Origin of the sequence: Blautia sp. HCP28S3_G10 (assembly GCF_052065235.1) — a bacterium.
In the GTDB taxonomy this organism is placed as follows: Bacteria; Bacillota; Clostridia; order Lachnospirales; family Lachnospiraceae; genus Blautia_A.
Genome location: NZ_JBQHUL010000023.1, coordinates 1 through 23,578 on the forward strand (window position 1 = coordinate 1; position 23,578 = coordinate 23,578).

General features: G+C 41.9%; 21 protein-coding genes. 16 read left to right on the forward strand and 5 right to left on the reverse strand.

The window, feature by feature from the left end:
- Positions 1–568 precede the first annotated feature (568 nt).
- The 4 genes from ACTNB8_RS10345 (at position 569) to ACTNB8_RS10360 (ending at position 3,789) form a co-directional block, all read left to right on the forward strand.
- The gene (locus tag ACTNB8_RS10345; RefSeq protein ID WP_441054410.1) at positions 569–1,465 is read left to right on the forward strand and encodes a hypothetical protein; all 897 of its coding nucleotides are present in this window, start codon (positions 569–571) and stop codon (positions 1,463–1,465) included.
- A gap of 119 nt (positions 1,466–1,584) precedes the next feature.
- The gene (locus ACTNB8_RS10350) at positions 1,585–2,559 is read left to right on the forward strand and encodes a hypothetical protein (RefSeq protein ID WP_441054412.1); all 975 of its coding nucleotides are present in this window, start codon (positions 1,585–1,587) and stop codon (positions 2,557–2,559) included.
- A 630-nt stretch (positions 2,560–3,189) separates the two neighbouring features.
- Entirely contained in the window at positions 3,190–3,477 is a 288-nt protein-coding gene (locus ACTNB8_RS10355; protein WP_441054414.1) for a hypothetical protein, read from the forward strand.
- A 24-nt stretch (positions 3,478–3,501) separates the two neighbouring features.
- The gene (locus tag ACTNB8_RS10360; RefSeq protein WP_441054415.1) at positions 3,502–3,789 is read left to right on the forward strand and encodes a hypothetical protein; all 288 of its coding nucleotides are present in this window, start codon (positions 3,502–3,504) and stop codon (positions 3,787–3,789) included.
- 357 nt (positions 3,790–4,146) lie between these two features.
- Here ACTNB8_RS10360 and ACTNB8_RS10365 read toward each other — a convergent pair whose 3' ends face one another.
- A complete protein-coding gene (locus ACTNB8_RS10365; RefSeq protein ID WP_441054417.1) occupies positions 4,147–5,265 on the reverse strand; it encodes a lactonase family protein in 1,119 nt (372 codons plus the stop codon).
- A 193-nt stretch (positions 5,266–5,458) separates the two neighbouring features.
- Between ACTNB8_RS10365 and ACTNB8_RS10370 the strand changes: the two genes are divergently transcribed.
- On the forward strand, positions 5,459–6,349 hold the full coding sequence (locus ACTNB8_RS10370) for a nitroreductase family protein (RefSeq protein ID WP_441054419.1): 891 nt from the start codon (positions 5,459–5,461) through the stop codon (positions 6,347–6,349).
- Entirely contained in the window at positions 6,349–7,728 is a 1,380-nt protein-coding gene (locus tag ACTNB8_RS10375; protein ID WP_441054421.1) for an MATE family efflux transporter, read from the forward strand. Before ACTNB8_RS10370 ends, ACTNB8_RS10375 begins: the two co-directional genes overlap by 1 nt.
- A 25-nt stretch (positions 7,729–7,753) precedes the next feature.
- Here ACTNB8_RS10375 and ACTNB8_RS10380 read toward each other — a convergent pair whose 3' ends face one another.
- Positions 7,754–8,668: a LysR substrate-binding domain-containing protein gene (locus ACTNB8_RS10380; protein ID WP_441054423.1), complete on the reverse strand. Its 915-nt coding sequence runs from the start codon at positions 8,666–8,668 to the stop codon at positions 7,754–7,756.
- 193 nt (positions 8,669–8,861) lie between these two features.
- On the opposite strand from ACTNB8_RS10380, the gene ACTNB8_RS10385 reads away from it, so the two are divergent.
- From ACTNB8_RS10385 to ACTNB8_RS10405, 5 genes are read left to right on the forward strand one after another with little or no spacing between them, the layout of a single operon-like run.
- Positions 8,862–10,274: an MmgE/PrpD family protein gene (locus ACTNB8_RS10385; RefSeq protein ID WP_441054425.1), complete on the forward strand. Its 1,413-nt coding sequence runs from the start codon at positions 8,862–8,864 to the stop codon at positions 10,272–10,274.
- Between the two features lie 43 nt (positions 10,275–10,317).
- Complete coding sequence (locus tag ACTNB8_RS10390) at positions 10,318–12,237, forward strand: aconitate hydratase (protein WP_441054427.1); 1,920 nt, start codon at positions 10,318–10,320, stop codon at positions 12,235–12,237.
- Between the two features lie 20 nt (positions 12,238–12,257).
- Positions 12,258–13,634, forward strand: coding sequence for an acyclic terpene utilization AtuA family protein (locus ACTNB8_RS10395; RefSeq protein ID WP_441054429.1), 1,377 nt, complete (start codon positions 12,258–12,260; stop codon positions 13,632–13,634).
- On the forward strand, positions 13,634–13,939 hold the full coding sequence (locus ACTNB8_RS10400) for a DUF4387 family protein (protein WP_441054431.1): 306 nt from the start codon (positions 13,634–13,636) through the stop codon (positions 13,937–13,939). Before ACTNB8_RS10395 ends, ACTNB8_RS10400 begins: the two co-directional genes overlap by 1 nt.
- A 35-nt stretch (positions 13,940–13,974) precedes the next feature.
- Positions 13,975–15,375, forward strand: a complete 1,401-nt coding sequence (locus tag ACTNB8_RS10405) for a YfcC family protein (protein WP_441054433.1) — start codon at positions 13,975–13,977, stop codon at positions 15,373–15,375.
- A gap of 329 nt (positions 15,376–15,704) precedes the next feature.
- Here ACTNB8_RS10405 and ACTNB8_RS10410 read toward each other — a convergent pair whose 3' ends face one another.
- The 3 genes from ACTNB8_RS10410 to ACTNB8_RS10420 all read right to left on the reverse strand — a co-directional run bounded on the left by ACTNB8_RS10410 (position 15,705) and on the right by ACTNB8_RS10420 (position 18,467).
- Positions 15,705–16,628: a TDT family transporter gene (locus tag ACTNB8_RS10410; RefSeq protein ID WP_441054434.1), complete on the reverse strand. Its 924-nt coding sequence runs from the start codon at positions 16,626–16,628 to the stop codon at positions 15,705–15,707.
- 47 nt (positions 16,629–16,675) lie between these two features.
- Positions 16,676–17,200, reverse strand: coding sequence for a C-GCAxxG-C-C family protein (locus tag ACTNB8_RS10415; RefSeq protein ID WP_441054436.1), 525 nt, complete (start codon positions 17,198–17,200; stop codon positions 16,676–16,678).
- A gap of 199 nt (positions 17,201–17,399) precedes the next feature.
- A complete protein-coding gene (locus ACTNB8_RS10420) occupies positions 17,400–18,467 on the reverse strand; it encodes an FUSC family protein (RefSeq protein WP_441054438.1) in 1,068 nt (355 codons plus the stop codon).
- Positions 18,468–18,619: 152 nt separating this feature from the next.
- On the opposite strand from ACTNB8_RS10420, the gene ACTNB8_RS10425 reads away from it, so the two are divergent.
- The 5 genes from ACTNB8_RS10425 to fabD all read left to right on the forward strand — a co-directional run bounded on the left by ACTNB8_RS10425 (position 18,620) and on the right by fabD (position 23,554).
- On the forward strand, positions 18,620–20,200 hold the full coding sequence (locus ACTNB8_RS10425; RefSeq protein WP_441054498.1) for a glucose-6-phosphate isomerase: 1,581 nt from the start codon (positions 18,620–18,622) through the stop codon (positions 20,198–20,200).
- A gap of 140 nt (positions 20,201–20,340) precedes the next feature.
- On the forward strand, positions 20,341–21,348 hold the full coding sequence (locus ACTNB8_RS10430) for a beta-ketoacyl-ACP synthase III (RefSeq protein WP_441054440.1): 1,008 nt from the start codon (positions 20,341–20,343) through the stop codon (positions 21,346–21,348).
- A gap of 63 nt (positions 21,349–21,411) precedes the next feature.
- Positions 21,412–21,636: an acyl carrier protein gene (gene acpP, locus ACTNB8_RS10435; protein ID WP_441054442.1), complete on the forward strand. Its 225-nt coding sequence runs from the start codon at positions 21,412–21,414 to the stop codon at positions 21,634–21,636.
- 63 nt (positions 21,637–21,699) lie between these two features.
- On the forward strand, positions 21,700–22,635 hold the full coding sequence (fabK, locus tag ACTNB8_RS10440) for an enoyl-[acyl-carrier-protein] reductase FabK (protein WP_441054444.1): 936 nt from the start codon (positions 21,700–21,702) through the stop codon (positions 22,633–22,635).
- The gene (fabD, locus tag ACTNB8_RS10445) at positions 22,628–23,554 is read left to right on the forward strand and encodes an ACP S-malonyltransferase (protein WP_441054446.1); all 927 of its coding nucleotides are present in this window, start codon (positions 22,628–22,630) and stop codon (positions 23,552–23,554) included. Before fabK ends, fabD begins: the two co-directional genes overlap by 8 nt.
- Positions 23,555–23,578: the final 24 nt, after the last annotated feature.

Below are 23,578 nucleotides of genomic sequence, written 5' to 3' on the forward strand. Positions count from 1 at the left end.
TTTTCAGAAATGGAAATCTTAAGAGCAGCATAAACACAGGCAGATATACAGCGGACTACCTGTGGTGTGGGGACCTGCCATATCTGGCATGGAAAAAAGCGCATGACTGCGAATATCCTAAGTTACAGGCGTATCCGCCGATATTTAGCCTTGTCGCTTAAAGCGACTGAGGAGCATGTGACTTTAGTTACGTGAGATCCACCAGTAATTATATGTACGTAGTAGTTAATCCAGAGGTGATAGAAAATGCTGAAGATTATAAGACGAACATAGATAGGTTACGAACAGTTATTGTGGAAAAATTTTTGTCAGCGACTGAGTTGAAAGAATTTTAATATTTCCCCCAGGATAGTAGTATTTGTCCTGGGGTTTTGTTAAAATAAAAGAAATCGGAGAGGCGGGTGAAGAAGGTAAGATTTTCTTTACAAAGGATAAATTTCTGCATTGCAGAATTAAATATATAGAGATAAAAGACAGGCAGTCAAAATTGCGATAAAAACACAAAAGAGGATTTTCCTGAATACAAAAGAAGATAATTCATAATAATTATTAAGAAAGGAAAAGCCTCATGGCAGTTAGTAATAATACAATATTTGATGATGTCTTTCGGACAATGATCGAAAAGATGCCGGAGCTGGTGCTCCCGTTAATAAACGAGGTGTTTGGGACGGATTACCCGGCGGACATTCCGATCATTCAGCAAAGGAATGAACACCAGACGGAGGACGGAGAAATTATCACGGATTCGAACCTGTGTATAGGAAACCTGATCTATCATATTGAATGCCAGAGTACATCAGATTCTACCATGATCATACGGATGGTGCAGTATGACTTTTCAATTGCGATGGATCATGCAGAGAATCGAGATGGGAAATATTATATGGAATTTCCGCAGTCCTGTGTATTGTATCTCCGTGGAAAAGGTGAACCGGATTTTCTGGAGATGATCATGGTAATGCCGGATGGAAGAAAAATGGAGTACCAGGTGCCGGTAGTGCATGTACAGGCATATACTAAAGATGAGTTATTTCAGAAGAAGCTGATTTTCTTATTGCCTTTTTATATCATGCGATACGAAAAGAACCGGGATCAGGCAGAAACAGATCCGGTATTTCTGGAAGGAATATTAAAAGAATATGCAGATATTGAGGAATATCTGGAAGAGGAACTGTTGGATCAGGACAGGGAGCAAGCTTACCGGGATATGATAGAACTGATCAGACGGATTGCAGACTACATATTTGCAGACAGGAAAAAAGTGAAGGAAAGGTTAGGTGATATCATGGGAGGAAAAGTGCTGGAACTGGAATCAGATAAGCTGATAAAGCTTGGAAAAGAGGAAGAAAGGCTGCAGCTGATTGCTAATTTAATGACATCAATGAAATGGACTGTCAAACAGGCAATGGATGCACTTGGAATTCCAGAAGAAGAGCGGTATAAATACACTGACGAACTGAAATAAAGGTAAATATAAATTTTTATTCTTAAGTCAGTCAAAGATGCAATAAAAAACACAAAAGAGGATTTTCCTGAATATAAAAGAAGATAATTCAAAATAATTATTGAGAAAGGAAAAGCCTCATGGCAGTTAGTAATAATACAATATTTGATGATGTCTTTCGGACAATGATCGAGAAGATGCCGGAGCTGGTGATCCCGTTAATAAACGAGGTGTTTGGGACGGATTACCCGGCGGACATTCCGATCATTCAGCAAAGGAATGAACACCAGACGGAGGATGGAGAGATTATCACGGATTCAAATCTGTGTATAGGAAACCTGATCTATCATATTGAATGTCAGAGCACATCGGATTCAACTATGATCATACGGATGGTGCAGTATGATTTTTCAATCGCGATGGATCATGCAGAGAAGAGAGACGGAAAATATTATATGGAATTTCCACAGTCCTGTGTATTGTATCTCCGTGGAAAAGGTGAACCGGATTTTCTGGAAATGGTCATGGTAATGCCGGATGGAAGAAAAATGGAGTACCAGGTGCCAGTAGTGCATGTACAGGCATATACTAAAGATGAGTTATTTCAGAAGAAGTTGATTTTCTTATTGCCTTTTTATATCATGCGATACGAAAAGAACCGGGATCAGGCAGAAACAGATCCGGTGTTTCTTGAAGGAATGTTAAAGGAATATGCAGATATTGAGGAATATCTGGAAGAGGAGCTGCTGGATCAGGACAGGGAGCAAGTTTATCGGGATATGATAGAACTGATCAGGCGGATTGCAGACTACATATTTGCAGACAGGAAAAAAGTGAAGGAAAGGTTAGGTGATATCATGGGAGGAAAGGTGCTGGAACTGGAAACGGATAAGCTGATAAAAATTGGCGAGGAAAAAGGAATAGAGAAAGGAATAGAGAAAGGAATAGAGAAAGGGATAGAGAAAGGGATAGAAAAAGGAATAGAGAAAGCACAGCTACAGTCGATTCATAATTTGATGGCATCAATGAAATGGACTGTCAAACAGGCAATGGATGCACTTGGAATTCCAGAAGGTGAGCGTCACAAGTATATGGATGGACTGAAACAAAAGTGAATATGAGATATTTTTCCCCAGGACAGTAGTATTTGCCCTGGGGAATTGTTTGTTTATATATATTATTTTTTACCTGCGAACAGGAATCCCATATAGCGGATAAATGTATATACAACAAAAACAACCGCAAGGACTGTTTCAATCAGTACTATATACTGCATAAATTGCATAGGGTGTTTGAAAGGAAAAGGTGACAGGCACAATAAAGGCGCAATTAAGCATAATTAAATATCTGTTAAATTTCATAAAGTGATTATAGATATGTTGCGAACAGATATTACAGAGAAATTTTTGTCGGCGACTAAGATGAAAGAATTTTAATATTTCCCCCAGGATAGTAGTATTTGTCCTGGGGTTTTGTTACAATAAAAGAAATCGGAGAGGCGGGTGAAGAAGGTAAGATTTTCTTTACAAAGGATAAATTTCTGCATTGCAGAATTAAATATATAGAGATAAAAGACAGGCAGTCAAAATTGCAATAAAAAAGACAAAAATTACCCGGCAGACATTCCGATCATTCAGCAAAGGAATGAACACCAGACGGAGGACGGAGAGATTATCACGGATTCAAATCTGTATATAGGAAACCTGATTTATCATATCGAATGTCAGAGCACATCGGACTCGACGATGATCATACGGATGGTGCAGTATGACTTTTCAATTGCGATGGATCATGCGGAGAATCGAGACGGAAAATATTATATGGAATTTCCGCAGTCCTGTGTATTGTATCTCCGTGGAAAAGGTGAACCTGATTTCCTAGTGATGGTCATGGTAATGCCGGATGGAAGAAAAATGGAGTACCAGGTGCCGGTGGTGCATGTACAGGCGTATACTAAAGATGAGATATTTCAGAAGAAGCTGATTTTCTTATTGCCTTTTTATATCATGCGATACGAAAAGAACCGGGATTAGGACAGGGAGCAAGCTTATCGGGATATGATAGAACTGATCAGACGGATAGCAGATTACATATTTGCAGACAGGAAAAAAGTGAAGGAAAGGTTAGGTGATATCATGGGAGGAAAAGTGCTGGAACTGGAATCAGATAAGCTGATAAAAATTGGCGAGGAGAAAGGAATAAAAAAAGGAATAGAGAAAGCACAGCTACAGTCGATTCATAATTTGATGGCATCAATGAAATGGACTGTCAAACAGGCAATGGATGCGCTTGGAATTCCAGAAGAAGAACGGAATAAATATACTGAGGGACTGAAACAAAGGTAAATATAAATTTTTATTCTTAAGTCAGATAAAGATGCAATAAAAAACACAAAAGAGGATTTTCCTGAATACAAAGGGGGACATCCGAAATATCCGTAAAGAGAAAGATATGGGACACAAGACCAACCAGAAGTTTCACAGCCTGCCATGTAAGATACAATGCAGATGCAGTAGGCACATTTAATATCCTGCAGAAATATCTTTCCATATCCGGGAAGCAAAAAGAACTGTCCGTAACCGGACTAAAAAATCCAGAAATAATAAAAGTAGCTGCATAGCCGAAAGGCAAGCAGTATTGGTGTCATGGACGCACCCTGAAAAAAGGCGGTTTCCCGCCAGATTTCAGATGCTCTGGTAAACTTAAAACTCTGAAAACAAAATACAGACAGGGCTTCCGGTTTCTATGGTATTTCCGGTGTAAGTTAAACTGCCGTCAGGATTTATTTCAAACTGAACAATGGTATCACTGCGTTCGTTAGCCGCGTAAAGAAAACGTGATTCTGGATCCAGTCCAAGGAAACGCGGGAAATCTCCCATAGTAGGAACAAAACCGGCAGGCTGCAATTTGCCGCTTAACTGATCTACTCGGTAAAGGGCAATGCTGTTATGGCCACGGTTGGATACATAGAGATATTTTCCGTCTTTTGTAATATCAATTCCACTGGCAAGAATAAGTTTTGGATCAGCACAGTTGTCCGGTAAAGTCTGAGAAGTCTGGAATGGAGTTAATTTACCGGTTTCATTATCCAGAAGACAGGAAAGAATCACATTACGGCGTTCGTTGACCTGATAAACAAAACGGTTATTTGGGTGAATGGCAACATGGCGGCATTCATCTAGGTTTCTTCCGCCTAATTTATAAATATCCGTAAACCCGTTTTCTGGCGAAAAGGTAAAGACATTAATTCCATGTTTTGCGCCTGTGGTAATATTGCGCCCGCCTTTTGCAGATACGATTAAATATTTCTCCTCTTTGTCATAAAAAATCTGATGAGGACAGGAATTTTTCCCTTCTTCAGCACCGGGCAGGTGGTAATTATAGGCGACATTTCCTAGCGTACCATCCGCATTTCTGCTAACAGCAACGATATTTTCTGTTCCAAGGCAGGCAATCAGAATGTACATATTTGTTCTATCCGGGAGCAGGTAAACGGGATTTTGCCCATGGATTTCAACCGTATTTAGGAACTGAAGTTTGCCGCTATTATGGTCGATGGAAAAGGCGCTTGCACTGGTTTTATCTCCATGAACAGCGTAGAGGTAATTCCTTGTTTTATCCATGCACAGATAGGAGGGATTTTCCAGGCCATCTACAGTTTGAATATGTGTCCACTGACCAGTGCTGTAATTCGTTTGATAGACTTCAATTCCATTTCCGTGTGCGTTACGTTCGCGGCTAGTACGGGAGCCTACATACACATAATGATTCATTAATAAATTCTCCTTTCTTTTGGGGTGAAGTTGTGTGTGGTTCATCATGTTTTATGGTTGTCTGTTTTAGATATTGTATAGTATATAACATGAAGAGGGCGTAAGGTAGTATAAATAAACTATAGCTTCATAGGGCAGCTCTATAGGTAAATAAGAAATTTATATTTGTCTTGCTGAATTATCTATGGTATATCTTAGCTGAAACCAGTTGTTTAGGAAATTAGTGAAAGTGAGGCAGGTTATGGAAGATAAGAGATTTGAAGAGGCAGTTTTGCAGATGGCACAGCGGCAAACAGTGAGAAGTTTCAGGGCTGAACCTATTCCTGATGAAGTGTTGAAAAATATTTTGGAGGCAGGAATTAATGTAGCCAGTGGAGGAAATCTGCAGCCCTATTCCATTATTGTTGAGCGTGATCGGGAGAAAGCACAAAAACTGGCAAAGATATTACACTACCCATTTATCGGAAATGCGTCGGTTAATCTTTTGGTATTAATGGACTGGCATAAACTGGCAGTGTACAGCAAATGCAGACAGGCTCCTTTTATTGAAAATTACAGTACAAATCATTTTTTTATTGCCTGGGATGATGCAGTACTCTGTGCACAGGCGATGGAAACCGCAGCGTGGCTTTATGGAATCGGGACCTGTTTTGTCGGGCATGTGATGGACTGCGACGATGCGCTGAAATCCATGTATCATTTGCCGGATATGACATATCCTGTGCTTTTGTTAAGTATGGGATATCCCAAAAAGCTTACTTCAAAACCACGCAAGCTTTCTTTGGATTTGATGGTATTTGAGGGAGAGTATCCTGCATTGCATGAGGAACAGATTTGTGAAGCATTTGATGAAAAATATGAAGGAAAAAAATTGCCGCTTCCTTCGAATGAAAATGCCAGAGCCGAGCACATAAATAAGTTTAGAAGGGCAATGAGAACAGTATATTCGGTGGAAGAAACGGAAAAAATTATCCAGGAAGTAATTGGGCGGGGGTATTTTTCTGAGATGCAGCGTCTATTTGGAATTCATTATCATCCGGATCGGGAGATTGGAAATAAATTACTTGGATGTTTTCAGGAACATAAACTCTATCCTTTTACGGATGCACTGACTAGGCAGGAAGAGGAGTAATGCGTTCGGCAGAATTAAAACAGCATGTCAGGGATCAGGGTAGGACCTATTATCAAAAAATGACAGAGTCCCCTGTTGCCCGATTGATTATTCAACTGTCAATTCCCTCCATTATCAGTATGATGATCAGCAATATTTACAATATGGTTGATACGGCCTTTGTAGGCCAGTTGGGAACGAGTGCCAGCGCTGCGGTGGGAATTGTATTCGGCTTTATGGCTATTTTGCAGGCTGTGGGATTTCTTTTCGGTCAGGGAAGCGGGAGTATTCTGGGACGAAAACTTGGACAGCAGGAGCTCGATGATGCTTCTATTATTGTTTCAACAGGATTTTTCTTTTCACTGTTGATAGGATGCTTTATCGAGATTGGGGGATTGCTGTGTCTGGATACTTTAGCTGTCTGGTTGGGAAGTACTCCAACCATTCTTCCTTATACAAAAATTTATATGGTATATATCCTGCTCTCTTCGCCGTTAATGATTGCCAGCTGTGCAATGAATACTATTCTTCGCTATGAAGGCAAGGCATTGTTTGCTATGATCGGTATGATATCGGGGGCTGTCTTAAATATTTTCGGAGATATTTTCTTTATGTTTGTTCTGGATATGGAGATTGCAGGGGCAGGGTTATCTACGGCTTTATCACAATTGATTAGTTTTGGTATCCTTGTATCACCATTTCTTCGGGGAAAAACACAGTGCCAACTTTCATTTAGAAAGATCAGCCACAGATTTATAGATTATATTGATATTTTTACTACCGGATTGCCGAGTATGAGCCGACAGGCCCTTACCAGCATTTCTACGATTTTTCTGAATATGGAAGCGGGAATTTATGGTGACGCAGCGGTAGCTGCAATGAGTATCGTCTCAAGGATTATGTTTTTTGTTTTTGCAGTTGCTTTGGGAATTGGACAGGGATTTCAGCCCGTCTGTGGATTTAATTACGGGGCTGGGAAATATGAACGTGTCCGTAAAGCTTACCGGGTTACGCTGCTGTCTGCAGCAGCGGCAATGATTTTCCTGACTGTTATTGTAATGCTTCAGCCGGGAAATCTGCTTCGTCTTTTCCGAGATGATCCAAAAGTTATTCAGATAGGAATCCGAGCTCTAAAACTCCAGGCTCTTGCACAGCTTGTTCTTCCTGTGTGCATGGCGGCAGAAATGCTTTATCAGAGTACAGGGAAAAAAATAGGGGCATTGCTGCTTAGTGTAATGAGAAACGGATTATTTATGATACCTGTACTGCTGATTCTTTCCAGGTGCAGAGGTTTGGCAGGGATACAGGAGGCTTATCCTGTAGCCTGCCTGCTTTCCTTTCCACCCTCCATGCTGCTGGCAAAACATTTTTTTCAAAAACTTCCACCCGATACAGAATAATTTTACCATGTGACACTGTCAATTTTTAGTTCATAGAATTGACAGTGTCTTTTATTTCTTTGATGATTTTGCTGCCTGCCCGTTCCGTGGGACGTTTTTTATCAAAAGCAACAACAAAATCCACCATCAAATCTTCGGTATCTACATAGTAGCAGTTGGCTTCGTCATTAAGATAACTAAATTCCTGGGGGATATCAAACAATAATGTTGCGCCCAATCCACGAGATACCAGTCGGCAGGCAGAACGGATACTTAAAACTTCCTGTACAATCTTTGGTGTGATATTCATATGTCTACAGAATTTATCAAAAACAGTCCGCATACTCCGACCTTCTGGGAGCAGGATATAAGGCAGTTCACCAAGAGCATCTGCTGGAAGGTAGGGATGCTTGCTGCCAGGAACCATATAGGCTTTTTGTGTTACCGGATGATGTTTATTGACCGCTAAAAGTAGCCGATCTGTAAATATGGTCTGACAGGACAGCGCCTTTGTGTTCATAGGGTCGTTGAGTAAGATGAAATCTAATTCGCCGGATAAAACTCTTTGAATCAGATTTTGGGATGTATCCATGCTAAAATTAACGGAAGATGCAGAATCTGGACAGTTCAGCCTGTAGTACAGGGTATCAAGATACTGATCAGCCCGGCCAGGGGTTATTCCGATCAGAAATTTCTGTTTTTTAATTCGCTGCATCTGTTCTAAATCGGTCATCAATTTTGTATCCAAATCAATAATCTTTTGGGCATAGGAAAGGTAGACTTTTCCTTCTGAGGTTAGAGTCCTCCGATCATTTTTAAAAAAACGTATGCCTAATTGCTTTTCTAATCCATGAATATAGGCGCTCAATGATGGCTGAGAAAGATACAGTGCCTCGGCAGCTTTTGAATAGGAACCATATTCTACAACAGCAGCAATATAACTAAAATCTTTAATGTTCATTACCTTTACCTCTTGTTTTTCACTATAACTTCTTTGGCATGGCTTGTCAAGAATGAACAATCTGCATATTTGTTTTTCCTTGAGTACTAAAGTTTTTGTATATTTTACAAGCACTGCTTTTTCTGTTAGCCTTGAATCAGAATTACAACACATTAACGCAAAGGAAAAACAAAGAATAAGGAGGATTGGATTAATGAGCACAACCAATGAAAACGCAGTTCATGTAGCAGAAAAATTAGCAAAGTATTCCCTGGGATTAAATTATGATGAACTTTCGGAGAAAGTGGTTCATGAAGCAAAACGTGCACTTCTGGATACATTAGGTGTTACTTTTGCTGCTAAGGGCGCGGATGCAGTAAAAATCATGTGGAGAGTGTTGGATAATTTCAATGTAAATGGCACAGCAACCATTATCGGCAGCGGGAAAAAGACCTTACCGCAGTATGCAGCTCTGGCCAATGGATGCATGACCAGATACTGGGACTATAATGACGGGTACGGGTTCCCCATGGGAAAAATGGTTGCAGCCAGCCATCCAAGTGAGATTATTCCTATCTGTCTTTCTCTTGGAGAGTCAGAGAACATCAGCGGTAAAGAGCTGCTTGTAGATATTGTACTTGGATATGAGCTTTCTGGACGTATCCTTCGTTCGATAGAAAACAAATCTCTGGAAGCCAGAGGCTGGAATATGGATACCCGTGCAAGCTTTGTAAGCCCCCTGGTATGCGGACGTATCCTGAAGCTGAATGTAGAGCAGATGGAAAATGCACTGGGCATTGGCGGAAGTCGCGATATGGTTCTGGGTATTCTGGATACTGCAGGTGAGGTGAATACCATGGCAAAGAACATTCGTCACGCCTATTCCTGTCATACAGGTATTTTAGCAGCAATGCTTGCAAAGGAAGGGTTTACCGGGCCGGTACGGGTTCTTGAAGGTGAGAAAGGCTTTAATGAAACAGTTCTGGAAGGTGATTTGAATTTTGATACCCTGATTAATGGTCTTGGGCATTTTATCATCGAAGATGCAGAGTATAAGCCAGTAGTTGCAAGCCGTACAGCTTCCGGACATATCTTTGCTACTTTGGAAAATACAAAGAAGAACGATATTCATCCAGAAGATGTTGCACGGGTTGATATCTATGCTTCCACTCGTGTTTCTGAGCATACCGGAGATCCGTCAAAGAAATATCCGTTTAACAAAGAGAGTGCAGATCACAGCATTTATTTCCTTACAGCAGTTGCGATTACTGATCGGGCAGTTGGACTCCAACAGTATACAAAAGAAAAATATGAGGATGCAGGCATTAAGGAATTAATTGGAAAAGTAAATGTACATGCAGATCCGGATACCTTTAATGTGCATCATAAAGCTGGCGGACGTTCAGTAATCACCATGAAAGACGGAACTGTATATGATACAACAGTTTTGGAGCCTGTTGGTGATAATACTACCAATCCGATTTCTGATAAGCAGTTAGAAGAAAAGTATTTTGACTGTGCAAGTCGTGTAATGTCACGGGAGCAGGCAGAAAAGATTAAAGATGCTATCTGGAATATTGATTCCTTCGATAATATCCGTGATTTCATGGAAATGTTAAAATTCTGATCTTTGTATTAGAGATAACGAAGATAACGAGGAGGTTAATAACGTGGCAGATAATTTGACAAGAAGGATAATTAAGTCACATCTCGTTTCCGGCAGCATGACTGCCGGGAATGAGATTACAGTAAAGATTGATCAGACACTGACACAGGATGCTACAGGAACCATGGCATATCTTCAATTTGAAAGTATTGGGATTCCCAGAGCAAAAACAGAATTGTCAGTCAGCTATGTGGATCACAGCTGCCTGCAGGTTGGATTCCGCAATGCAGATGACCATCGCTTTTTGCAGACCGTAGCAGAAAAATACGGTGTGTACTTTTCACGGCCAGGAAATGGAATCTGCCATCAGCTGCATATGGAACGTTTTGGCATTCCTGGAAAAACATTGCTTGGCTCAGACAGCCACACTCCCCATGGTGGAGCTTTAGGGATGCTGGCTATGGGTGCCGGCGGTCTGGATATTGCCTTAGCGATGGCAGGGAAACCATTTCATGTCAAGATGCCCAAGGTGGTAAATGTCTGTCTGATTGGAAAATTAAAGCCCTATGTTGCCGCAAAAGACATTATTCTTGAACTGCTTCGGCGCTGTTCCGTAAAAGGTGGAGTGGGAAAAGTTTTTGAATACAGCGGGCCTGGGGTAGAAACCCTTACCGTACCCCAGAGGGCGACCATTTGTAATATGGGAGCAGAACTTGGCCTTACGACTTCTGTATTTCCGTCCGATGAGCAGACAAGGCGTTTCCTGAAAGCAGAAAACAGAGAAGAATGTTTTATTGAACTGAAAACAGGAGATGGCTGTGATTATGATGAGTACATAGAGATTGATTTAAGCACACTTGAACCTCTTGTTGCCCAGCCTCATATGCCGGATCGCGTTGTGCCGGTAACAGATTTAAAAGAGATGAAGGTTGATCAGGTATGGGTGGGTTCCTGTACAAATGCCAACTATCATGATATGGTTAGTGTTGCAAAAATTTTGAAGGGAAAACAGGTACATCCTGATGTCAGTTTCAGCGTAAGTATTGCTTCTAGGCAGGTACTGCATATGCTTACGGAGGAAGGCTGGCTGAATAATATTATTGATGCAGGAGCCAGAGTTCTTGAACTTACATGCGGGCCATGCGGAGGCGGCGGGCAGTCACCATGTTCCGGTGGAATTTCAGTCCGCACAAATAACCGTAATTTTGAAGGCCGTTCAGGAACGAAGGATGCAAAAGTTTATCTGGTGAGTCCGGAAACAGCAGCAATGACTGCCCTGAAAGGAACGCTTTCTACAGCAGAAGAGGCATCTGAAGTCTTAAAGGACTACCGGGAACCAGAACAATATCATATTGATGACCGTATGATTCTTGCTCCGGCAGAAGACGGTTCGGCAGTGGAGGTTATTAAAGGGCCAAATATCAAAGGCCTTCCTGAATTTTCTGAACTACCAGATAGGATAAAAGGAGAAGTGGTAATTAAAGTTGAGGATAATATTTCTACGGATCATATTATTCCGGCGCTTCCGGAGATTGTGGCATACCGTTCCAACATTCCGGCAATATCTGAGTACGTATTTAGTGGAATTGACACTTCATTTGCCAGCCGCTGCAAAGAAAAACAGGGTGGGTTTATCATAGCAGGAAAGAACTATGGCCAGGGCTCCAGCAGAGAACATGCAGCACTTGGACCGAAATATCTGGGAATTAAAGCAGTTATTGCTATTTCATTTGCAAGAATCCACAGTCAGAACCTGGCAAATTTCGGGATTATGCCTCTGGAATTTAAGAATGAAGCAGACTATGGCAGGATTGAACAGGGGGATTGTTTGGAAATTTCAGGTTTACTGGAGAATCTGGAGAAAAACACTATTGAACTGAAAAATGTAACCAAAAATGAAACCTATCCGCTGCTCCATCATTTGAGTGAATATCAGATTACTTCCATTAAAGCCGGAAGTATATTAAAATTAGCAGCAAAATAAGCTTAGAAAGGATAATAACGATGAATGTATGCAAGGTGTTTGTGCCTTATGGCGCATTAGGTACGGGTATTAGTGATGAAGCTTTTGAAAATGGAATGGCATTGAACCCGGATATTATTTCGGTAGATGCAGGCTCAACCGATTCCGGCCCATATTACTTGGGCAATGGAAAGTGTAAGTATGCAAGGGAAGCCTTAAAAGAGGATACAAAGAAGATGATTGTAGCAGCTCATCAGCATAATATTCCTATTACTATCGGAAGTTGCGGCACCTGCGGCGTAGATGAAGGCGTGGACTTTATGGAGGAAATCTGCAGGGAGATTTTGGAGGAAGAGGGATTTTCGGCAAAGATTGCAAAAATTTATACGGAACAATCCATTGATGTAATGAAGGAGAAACTGAGAAATGGAAAAATTAAGCCATTAGGAACAAGAGTGGAAGTCAGCGAAGAAATTCTGGACAGTTGTTCCCATATTGTGGCTGCGGCAGGTGTAGAAGCATTTATTAAAGCCTTAAATGATGGAGCTGATATTGTACTGTGCGGTCGGGCGACGGATACAGCAGTTCTGGCCTGTATGCCGATTATTAAAGGGTGCAGTGAAGCTGCGGCATGGCATGGGGCTAAAGTATGTGAATGTGGACCGTTATGCAGCACAAATCCGCAGAATGGCGGTATCTTTATGACTGTGGATGAAACAGGTTTTGAGGTTGAAGCTACAGCATCAGACAGTATTTGTACCCCTTATACCGTATCGGCACATCTGCTTTATGAAAATTCGGATCCCTTCCATCTGGTTGAGCCTGGAGTTGTTATTGATACCAGCAAAGCAGTCTATATACAGTTGGAAAATGGTCGTGTACGAGTGGAAAAATCTTCCATTACAAAATCTGATGTTTATACGATGAAGCTTGAGGGAGCTGGTCCGGCAGGTTATCAGACCATTACTCTGGTTGGTATCCGAGATCGGATTATTATGAAAAATCCGCTGGGTTGGCTGGAAAACTTAAGAGCTTATGCCCAGAATAAACTTGAACGGTTAGGCTATGATAGTACCCGGTATTCTTTCTCTCTTCGTCCTTATGGATATAATGCTGTATACGGAGGTGATGTGCCGGAAGGTTATGTACCGAATGAAATTGGTGTGCTGCTGACGGTAACAGCAGATGAACAGGAACTGGCGACACAGATTGCAAAGGTAATGAATCCACTGCTGCTTCATTTTGAGGTGGAAAAAAATCGTCCTACGCCTTCTTTTGCATTTCCATTTTCACCGGCAGAAGTAGTGAAAGGCAAGATTTATGAGTTTAAACTTTATCATGTGGTAGAAATGGATGATCCGTTTGAATTGCTGCGGACAACGATGGTAGAGGTTAATGGAAAAGGAGGAAATGCATAATGGCAACAATTGGAGAAACCGCATATTATGTAAGATCGAAAAACGCAGGGCCGTTTATGGTAACCGTTGATATTTTCTGCGGAGAAAAAACGGTATTTGATAAGCTTTCTGCATCAAAAAATATTACAGCAGAGAAGGTGGCAGAAGTTTATAATGTTCGACCGGAAGAAGTGAAATTGTTTCATATTCCTGACTTAAATGTAATTAAGATTTCCTATCCTAGAGAACTGCCTCAGGGACAGAAATATGAACGTGATATGCACGCTGGGCAGCAGTATGTACAGATTACCGAACTGGAGGTTTAATTGCTGTTCTCGATGTAATCAAGGAGGAACCTTTTATGGGAAAAAATGCGAAAAGAAAACAGGGAATGGACCCGCTAGTAACTGTTCTTCTTATTATTATATTTGCTGTTATTTTGACCTTTATTATTCCAGCTGGAGAGTTTGCAGAAACAGTGGATGAAGCAGGGAATAAAATTATTGATATTACAACATTCCGCAATATACCCAGGACGCCGATTAGTTTTTTGGAAATTCCGTTGATGATTACAAAAGCATTCGAAAAGTCGATTGGGATAATTGTACTGATTGCAGCCGGCTCAGGGGCATTTGAGGTTATCCGCAAAACGGGCACAGTTGATGCAATTATTGGCCTTACTTTAGAAAAGACCAAAGGGAACGGGAAGAAAGCATTATGGATTGTTTCTTTGATATTCACCCTTTTATCCTGTGCAGTAATTCCTCATGTATTTATTCCCTTTACACCAATGTGTATTGCTCTGGCTATTGCTTTGGGATATGATGATTTTACTGGTACAGCTATGGTGCTTTTGGCAACAGTGGTAGGTGCTGTTGGGGCACCGATTGCTCCTGGCACAGCAGCAGCACAGAGTATGCTGGGACTGCCTGCATACTCGGGTGTGCAGTATCGATTTGCTATTATGATGATTTTTTATCTGGTAACAGTCCTGTATCTGATTCGGTACGCAGAAAAAGTAAAAAAAGATCCATCTGCCAGTGTGGTTTCGAATATGAGTGAGGAACGAAGAAAGCAGATTTCTGCATTTGAAGTAACGGAATATCCTAAGGTCACAGCGGGACATGCACTTGTAATGATAATTATGGTAGGATTGTTTGCTTTGATGATTTACGGCGGGCTTTCCTTTAACTGGGGAAATTACGAAATTGCAGCAATTTTTGTTGTAATGGGAATAGTCTGTGGATTAATCGGTAAAGCCAGTTTTACTGAAATTTCCAAAAGTTTTGTGGTTGGCGTAAAAGCTCTTACCAGCACCTATATGATTATTGGTATGGCGACATCTGTAACTAACATTCTTTCCAGTGGAAATATCATTAATACGATTATTTTCTATTTGTGTAAGGGACTTGGTTCCTGGCCTGTAATCCTTGCACCGGTGGGAATTATGATTGCTGTTGCTATCGTAAATCTTTTTGTACCTTCGTTAAATGGAAAGATGCCCCTTCTTCTGCCAATTCTGGGACCTGTCTGCAAGGTACTTGGGATTAATCAGCAATTATTGAGTGTTACATATACATTTGGTGACTGTTTTACGAACTTTGTACTTCCATATAACAGTGGCCTTGTGGGATTTTTGGAGGCAGGGAATGTGACCTTTGGTCAATGGTTTAAGTTCTTTAAAGGTTTGTTATGGATATGGATGGCCATGGGGGCAGTAATATTAGTTGTTTTGCAAATCGTTGGTATTGGTCCATTCTAATGATAAAGAAATGCAGGATTGAATAGAAAAAATTATAGATAAATAACTAAGACTTCCCATACCTCAAATGGGATTTGTACCTTGAAAATTCAATATTTCAGCTAACAAAATAGTGATTTATGCCGCAACAACCTCGAGCTGGAGTGCACGTTTGGATATTGACCAACGGGTGAAAAATGCCATTCTGGAATGGAAGAGTGCAGAAAGACAGATAAAAAGATAGAAGGTGAGCGGCACAAGTATATGGATGGCTTGAAACAAAAGTGAATATGAGATATTTTTCCCCAGGACAGTAGTATTTGCCCTGGGGAATTGTTTGTTTATATATATTATTTTTTACCTGCGAACAGGAATCCCATATAGCGGATAAATGTATATGCAACAAAAACAACTGCAAGGACTGTTTCAATCAGTACTATATACTGCATAAATGGCATAGGGTGTTCGAGGTTTGCAGCACAGGCCATGGTCTGTTTGGAGGCGATGGCACTGATCACAAATGGGAATGTAAAGGCTGCATAACTTGGATAAAATGGCATTTTCAGATATGTGACTGCTTTGACCAGTGCAAAAAGGTAGATCACAGTTGCCACAACCAGCATTCCGATGAGGAATGCATAGGATTTTGGTGTTACTGACTGTACATAACCTGCAATGCAGAGGCTTGTTGGTGCAGCGTAAATGCAGATCAGCGGTTTGGCCGGGTTCGGAACTTCTTTGAATTTTATGTATCTGTATGTTACAAGAATAAGAAGCAGAATCAAGGTCACAAAACCAAACCAGAATGCATAAGTGCCGATGGAGCTTGTTTTTTCATAGGCCGGTGCTGTGACAGAAGCTACTACGATTCCTACATAAACAATGTAATAGCTGGCAAAGACTTTTGGCAGCTGTAATTTCAACAGAAACTTTGCTGTGAAATATATGATCAGGATTATATGCAGACAGACAGCCAGAAGCCAGATGTAATAAGCTCCTTTTCCGATAAAAGGCTTTACATAAACGCTGAGAAGCATCAATGCCATGGGAAAAGTGCCGGAAACGCTTGCCATGATGGGATTTTTCATGTCCTCTTTTATCATCTGGGGGAACATGATCAGTTTCAGCAGAACGAGCACCAGTAAAAATGCTGCCAGGATTCCGCAGAAATATCGGATACCTTCTGAGTAACTTTGCAGAAGATTTCCAAGTGCCGCCAGTCCGAGCATTACTCCGCACAGCGGGATTGGAACTTTTTTGATAGTATCTTTCATGATTGGTTTATCCTTTCCCTGTTGTTTGACATGTTTTTGTGGTGAAATCAGATTTCCGCAATTGTACGTCTTTCAGCCGGTTCATCGATTTCGTCCAGACTTTTGATGCCCAGCTCACGACAGACGATCTGAGCTACTTTCCATGCACATAATCCAGTATAATAAATACACTGTTCTTTATGTTCGCCCTGTCCCATATTGAATTCTTTTGTCAGGATACGACAGCAGATGGCATTTTTGCCGTTTGCTTTTTTGAACCAGTCATGGAGTTCGTGGGTCAGCTCCATGCATTTAATGCTTTTCGGATCTGTTGGGCCGTTCGGAGCGGTTCTTCCGAAAAACATTCCAAGAGCAAGAATTCCGCCGTTGAATGCGCCGCAGGCACAGCCTGATTTGCCAGCTCCGACTGCCATGCCGGAAGCCATTGCGACTACTTCTTCCGGTACGTCCAGTTTGAATTCGTCTCTGATAGCGCTCATCAGAGCTTCACAGCAGTAGTAACCGCCTTTGAATTTTTTTTCTGCCACTTGCTGGATTGCACGTGGGCTTACTTCTGATACACCTATATTCATGTTCAGTCCTCCTTGGTGATAACATAACCGGAGATTTTCCCCGATGTCATATAATAATTATATCGGTTTTTTGGCTGGATTTGAAATCAATTATATAAATAAACATGGGATATTTATAGACATCATCTATAAGAATAAGATAAAAAATCCCACATCATTTTTTGTGATGTGAGATTTTCTTAATTCACTATCATTGACATCAGCACTGAGGACTTTCCAGATTTTTATGTGTTGTTGCATGAGCAGCAATTTTGTCAATCAGCCTGTTGCAGATTACAGTGTAAACAGAGCCGAATATATTGGCTCCGATACGAAGTGCTACGGCAGCAGGCATTCCGAACAGCCCGGCTGCGGTTGACAGGGCACCAAAAGTATTGAAGGCTGTCTGCCATGCATAGCCGGCTGAATATCCTACGCCGATTCCGCCGATCATGCCAATGTACGGATACATGGATTCTGGAAGAAGCAGATATAATATAATAAACAATGCACAGCCGACAATGTTAAATGCCCATCTCTTTCCTGAACGTGCGATGCAGTCATTTGTAAATGGAAGGCATACGGACATGCAGGCGATCCCCGCCCACATAGCTCGTGGAAGCCCGAGCAGTGACATGATGAGTATGGAACTGGAAACAATCAGAGTCAGTTTGAGATACCATCTGCCTCTGGCAGAATGAAGGTTAAATTCCCGGAAGAGATCCCGGAAAGTTCTTCTGTATGGGCGGTTTTTTTGATTTTTATAAAAAATGATCATGCAGAGTATCATTCCGACAAGCAGACCTTCGATACGGAAAATGTAAGATTTTCCGGTTACGTCATACCCAAAAAGGAGCAGGTACCCGAGAACGAAGGTTGAATGGTTATACATGATCACGTTATGGCAGCCGAGTATCATCAATAGAAGGATACAGACTGTATTAACGAAAAATGCCGGTATCGGAGAAACGGAATTGGCGATCCTTGGGCCGGCCATGAGTATTCCAAAAATACCTGCAATAGAAAGTAACCCATGTGTGGTACGGATTCCGAAATCAGCCTGTCTGAGGACGAGTACTGCCAGAAGTACGGTAACACCTGCAACGCTGTTTTCATTGCCGGTTATCTTGCTGTATACAGATACAACTGCAACGCAGAATGCCATTACAAGATATACTTTGAAATTATATATCAGAATATGGCGGCGTTTTTCCCCGGGGTCTTTTGTGTTTTTGATCAGCTGTTTTGAGCCGGTTGAACTTAACTGAAGTTCCTGATAAAAAGTCATATTTTTCACTCCCTGTTACAAAGTGTACAGTAATATACATCAGAATTGAGATCAGGTCAAGAGGTTGAATTTATTTTTAATTAATATTATAATCAGAATTGACGAACAGGGAGTTAGTATTTTACAAGACTATATTTAAGGAGGAATCTATGATGATTACCTGGAAAAACCTGGATACGCTTGCCTCATTTAAGGAACTGAAAGAAACCAAGGAAGTAAATCTTGCAGATGTTATGAGTGGGGACAATGGCGCAGAACGAGTAAAAAATTACAGTGTGCCGATGGCTGAAGGTATGGCATATAACTATGCGGCCAAAAAAGTAGATGATAAAACTCTGGCAGCTCTTAAGAAACTGGCAGAAGAAGCACAGCTTACAGAGAAATTTGAAGCTCTTTATGAAGGTGAAGTTATCAATACCGGAGAGAAACGTCTGGTTCTTCATCACATGACACGTGGACAGCTTGGCAAAGCTGTTGAAGCAGATGGTGTTGACAAGAGAACTTTCTATGTAGAACAGCAGAACAAGATTGCTGATTTTGCAAACAAAGTACACGCAGGTGAGATCACAAATGCAGCAGGTGAGAAATTTACTACTGTTGTACAGATCGGTATCGGTGGAAGTGACCTTGGCCCTCGTGCAATGTATCTTGCTCTTGAGAACTGGGCTAAGAAAAACGACAAATTTAAAATGGAAGCCAAATTCATCAGCAATGTAGACCCAGATGATGCAGCAGCAGTTCTGAACGGTATTGATGTTGCTCATTCTATTTTTGTACTTGTATCCAAATCCGGCACAACTCTTGAGACTCTTACAAATGAATCTTTTGTAAAAGCTGCTCTTAAGAATGCAGGACTTGACGCATCTAAACATATGATCGCTGTTACAAGCGAGACATCTCCTCTGGCTAAGAGTGATGATTATCTTGCAGCTTTCTTCATGGATGACTATATTGGAGGACGTTATTCTTCCACATCTGCAGTTGGTGGTGCTGTATTATCTCTGGCGTTCGGTCCGGACGTATTCGCACAGTTCCTTGACGGTGCGGCAGCAGAAGATAAACTTGCTGCAAATAAAGATATCTTCCAGAACCCGGCAATGCTGGATGCACTGATCGGTGTTTATGAGCGTAATGTACTTGGATACCCAAGCACAGCTGTTCTTCCATATTCTCAGGCTCTCAGCCGTTTTCCTGCACATCTGCAGCAGCTGGATATGGAATCCAATGGTAAATCTGTGAACCGTTTCGGCGAGCCTGTAGATTATGTGACAGGACCGGTTATCTTCGGTGAACCAGGAACCAACGGACAGCATTCTTTCTATCAGCTTCTTCACCAGGGAACTGACATTGTACCGCTTCAGTTTGTCGGATTCAGAAACAATCAGATGGATACAGATGTTGTGATCCAGGGAAGCACAAGTCAGCAGAAACTCTGTGCAAATGTAGCAGCACAGATTGTAGCTTTTGCATGTGGTAAAGCTGATGAAAACCGCAACAAGAACTTTGAAGGCGGACGTCCGTCCAGCATCATCATTGGTGATCAGCTGACACCGGGAAGCCTTGGTGCCCTTCTTGCTCATTTCGAAAACAAAGTTATGTTCCAGGGATTCCTGTGGAATGTAAACAGCTTTGACCAGGAAGGTGTTCAGCTTGGTAAAGTTCTTGCAAAACGTGTACTTGCTCACGAAACAGACGGAGCTCTTAAAGTATTCAGTGATCTTCTGAATATCTGATTAACGGATTGTCATTGTTTACAGTGACGTAAAATCGAAACAGGTTGTCCTGAAAAAATTTCTTGACAACCTGTTTTTTTAGATATATACTTTGATAATCAAAATATTATAAAATCAAAATAAAACAAGGAAACAATAATATGAACAGAGAACAGACCATAACAGGAGTGATCTGTGGTACCGGTGCCTGTGTGCCGGAGAAGGTTATGGATAACAATGAGATCGCACAGCTGGTGGAAACCAGTGATCAGTGGATCAGGGAAAGAACCGGCGTGGCCAGAAGGCATATCGCAAAAAAGGAAACTACGGTTTCCATGGCTGTGGAAGCCGGACGTCAGGCAATGGAAGAAGCTGGAATCTGTCCTGAGGAGATTGATCTGATCCTGGTGGCATCAGCTTCGCCGGATCAGGTTTTTCCATGTACAGCCTGTCGTGTGCAGGAATTTCTGGGAGCGGTTAATGCATCGGGATTTGACCTGAATGCAGCCTGCAGTGGATTCCTTTTTGCATATAATACAGCGCAGGCTTATATTAGTGCCGGAGTGTTTCGGACAGTTCTTGTGATAGGAGCAGAGTGCCTGTCACGGCTGGTGGACTGGCAGGATCGTAATACCTGTATCCTCTTCGGTGATGGAGCAGGGGCAGTTCTTCTGAGGGCGCAGTCAGGACGGCTTTATTTACCGGCAGCGCATTCTGATGGAACAGGCGGAAGCGCCCTGACGTGTGACGGAACAGCTGCAATAGGGCCGGGCGCAGAAAACGCAGGGACATCGGAGAGAAAGATTCCTTACATAGAAATGAACGGTAAGGAGGTTTTTCAGTTTGCAATCCGAAAAGTTCCGCAGGCTATAGAAGAAGTCCTGGAAAAAAATCATCTCACAAAAGACGATATCGACTGGTTTATCCTGCATCAGGCAAACAGCCGGATTGTAGATGCAGTCGCAAGAAGACTGAAAACAGATATAAAAAAATTTCCAATGAATCTTCAGGAATATGGAAATACATCTTCGGCAAGTATTCCGATACTGCTCAATGAACTGAATCGGAATGGTATCCTGAATAATGGACAGCGGATTGTACTTGCAGGATTTGGAGCCGGACTTTCCTGGGGAGCCAGCATACTGGAGTGGAAGATTCCGGAGAAATAAAGGTAGTAGAGGGAAATTTAGCTCCCAATATATAAATAATATAGAATTTAAGGAGAGAAAGACATGTTAGAAAGAATTATTGAACTTACAGCAGATACTTTAGGAGCAGAAGCAGCACAGATTACAGCAGAGACTTCTTTTATGGAAGATCTTCATGCAGATTCACTGGATCTTTTTGAACTGGCAATGGCACTGGAGGAAGAATTTTCTGTAGAGATCCCAAGTGAGGATCTGGAGCAGATCACTACAGTTGGTGACGCAATGAAATATCTTGAGGAGCATAAATAATTTCCGGATAAACAGGTGGAACAGAGAACATACGAAGGAAATTCAGGTTAAGAGAGGTTTCAGATGAAAACAGAGATCACAGAATTATTAGGAATTGAATATCCGGTCATTCAGGGTGGTATGGCATGGGTAGCTGAATGTCACCTGGCAGCGGCAGTTTCCAATGCAGGAGGCCTTGGGCTGATCGCAGCGGCAGCAGCGCCTGCCGAATGGGTAAGAGAGCAGATCCGTAAGACAAGAGAACTGACAGATAAGCCATTTGGTGTAAATATCATGCTTATGAGTCCTGAGGCAGATGAAGTTGCAAAAGTTATTGTGGAAGAAGGCGTTAAGGTAGTTACTACAGGTGCCGGAAATCCGGAAAAATATATGGCAGCGTGGAAAGAAACCGGGGTAAAAGTAATTCCGGTTATTGCTTCCGTTGCTCTTGCAAGACGTATGGAGCGCTGTGGTGCTGATGCTGTTGTTGCAGAGGGAACAGAGGCCGGCGGTCATATCGGTGAGATCACAACTATGGCTCTTGTTCCGCAGGTTGTAGACGCGGTGAAGATTCCGGTGATCGCAGCCGGTGGTATTGCAGACGGCAGAGGGATGGCAGCAGCATTTATGCTTGGTGCCAAAGGAATCCAGATGGGAACTGTTTTTGCAGCCTCCAAAGAGTCTGTGATCCATGAAAATTACAAAAACAGTATTCTGAAAGCAAAAGATATTGACAGCCGTGTAACGGGAAGAAGTACAGGCCATCCGATCCGTGTTCTCCGTAATGATATGGTCCGTAAGTATCTGGAACTGGAACAGAATGGAGCAGATTTCGAGGAAATGGAAAAACTGACTCTCGGAAGTCTCAGAAGAGCAGTCCAGGAAGGCGATGCAAAGAACGGAAGCCTTATGGCAGGTCAGATAGCGGGCCTTGTAAAAGAAGAACGTTCCTGTAGCGACATTATCACAGACACTGTAAAAAAAGCAGAACAGTTAATGGGAGTAAGTGTAAATGAGTAAGATCGCCTTTATTTATCCTGGGCAGGGAGCGCAAGTTCCGGGAATGGGTCAGGATTTTTATGAAAAAAGTTCTCTTTCCAGAGCTGTTTTTGATCAGGGATCAGAAGCAGTAAACCTTGATCTGAAAAAGCTCTGTTTTGAAAAAAATGATTTTCTTGATAAGACAGAATATACACAGGTGGCTATGGTGACAGCCTGTCTTGCTATGACAAGAGCTGTGGAAGCCATGGGACTTCATGCAGATATGACAGCAGGTCTGAGTCTTGGTGAATACTGTGCGATTGCGGCAGCAGAAGGGATGTGTGACCTGGAGGCAATCCGTACAGTCCGTTCCAGAGGGATTTTTATGGAACATGCTGCTCCGGAAGGAACAGGCGCCATGTCAGCTGTTCTCGGACTTGATGGTGATGTGATCGAGAAAGTGCTTGAAGGCAGAAGTGGAGTTTCCGTTGCCAATTATAACTGCCCGGGACAGATTGTTATTACAGGAGAAAAGGCAGCAGTGGAAGAGGCAGGAGCAGCATTGAAAGAGGCAGGAGCGAGAAGAGTTCTTCCGCTTAAAGTAAGCGGGCCATTTCATTCACCGATGATGAAACCAGCCGGTGAGGAACTTGCGAAGGTTTTTGCCTCAGTAAGCATGAATCCGCTTAAGATTCCGTATGTTGCAAATATTAATGCAGAAGTTGTCACAGACTGCAGTCAGATCGAAAATCTTCTGGTACAGCAGGTGAGCGGATCGGTGAGATGGCAGCAGAGTGTAGAAACTATGATCCGTGAAGGTGTGGATATTTTTGTTGAGATTGGTCCGGGAAAAACTCTTACAGGTTTTCTGAGAAAAATCAATAAAAATGTAAAATCATATCACATCGGAACATGGGAAGAAGCTCTGGCTGTATGTGAAGAGCTGAAAACAGAGTAAACATATAATCTGAAATGAACAGGG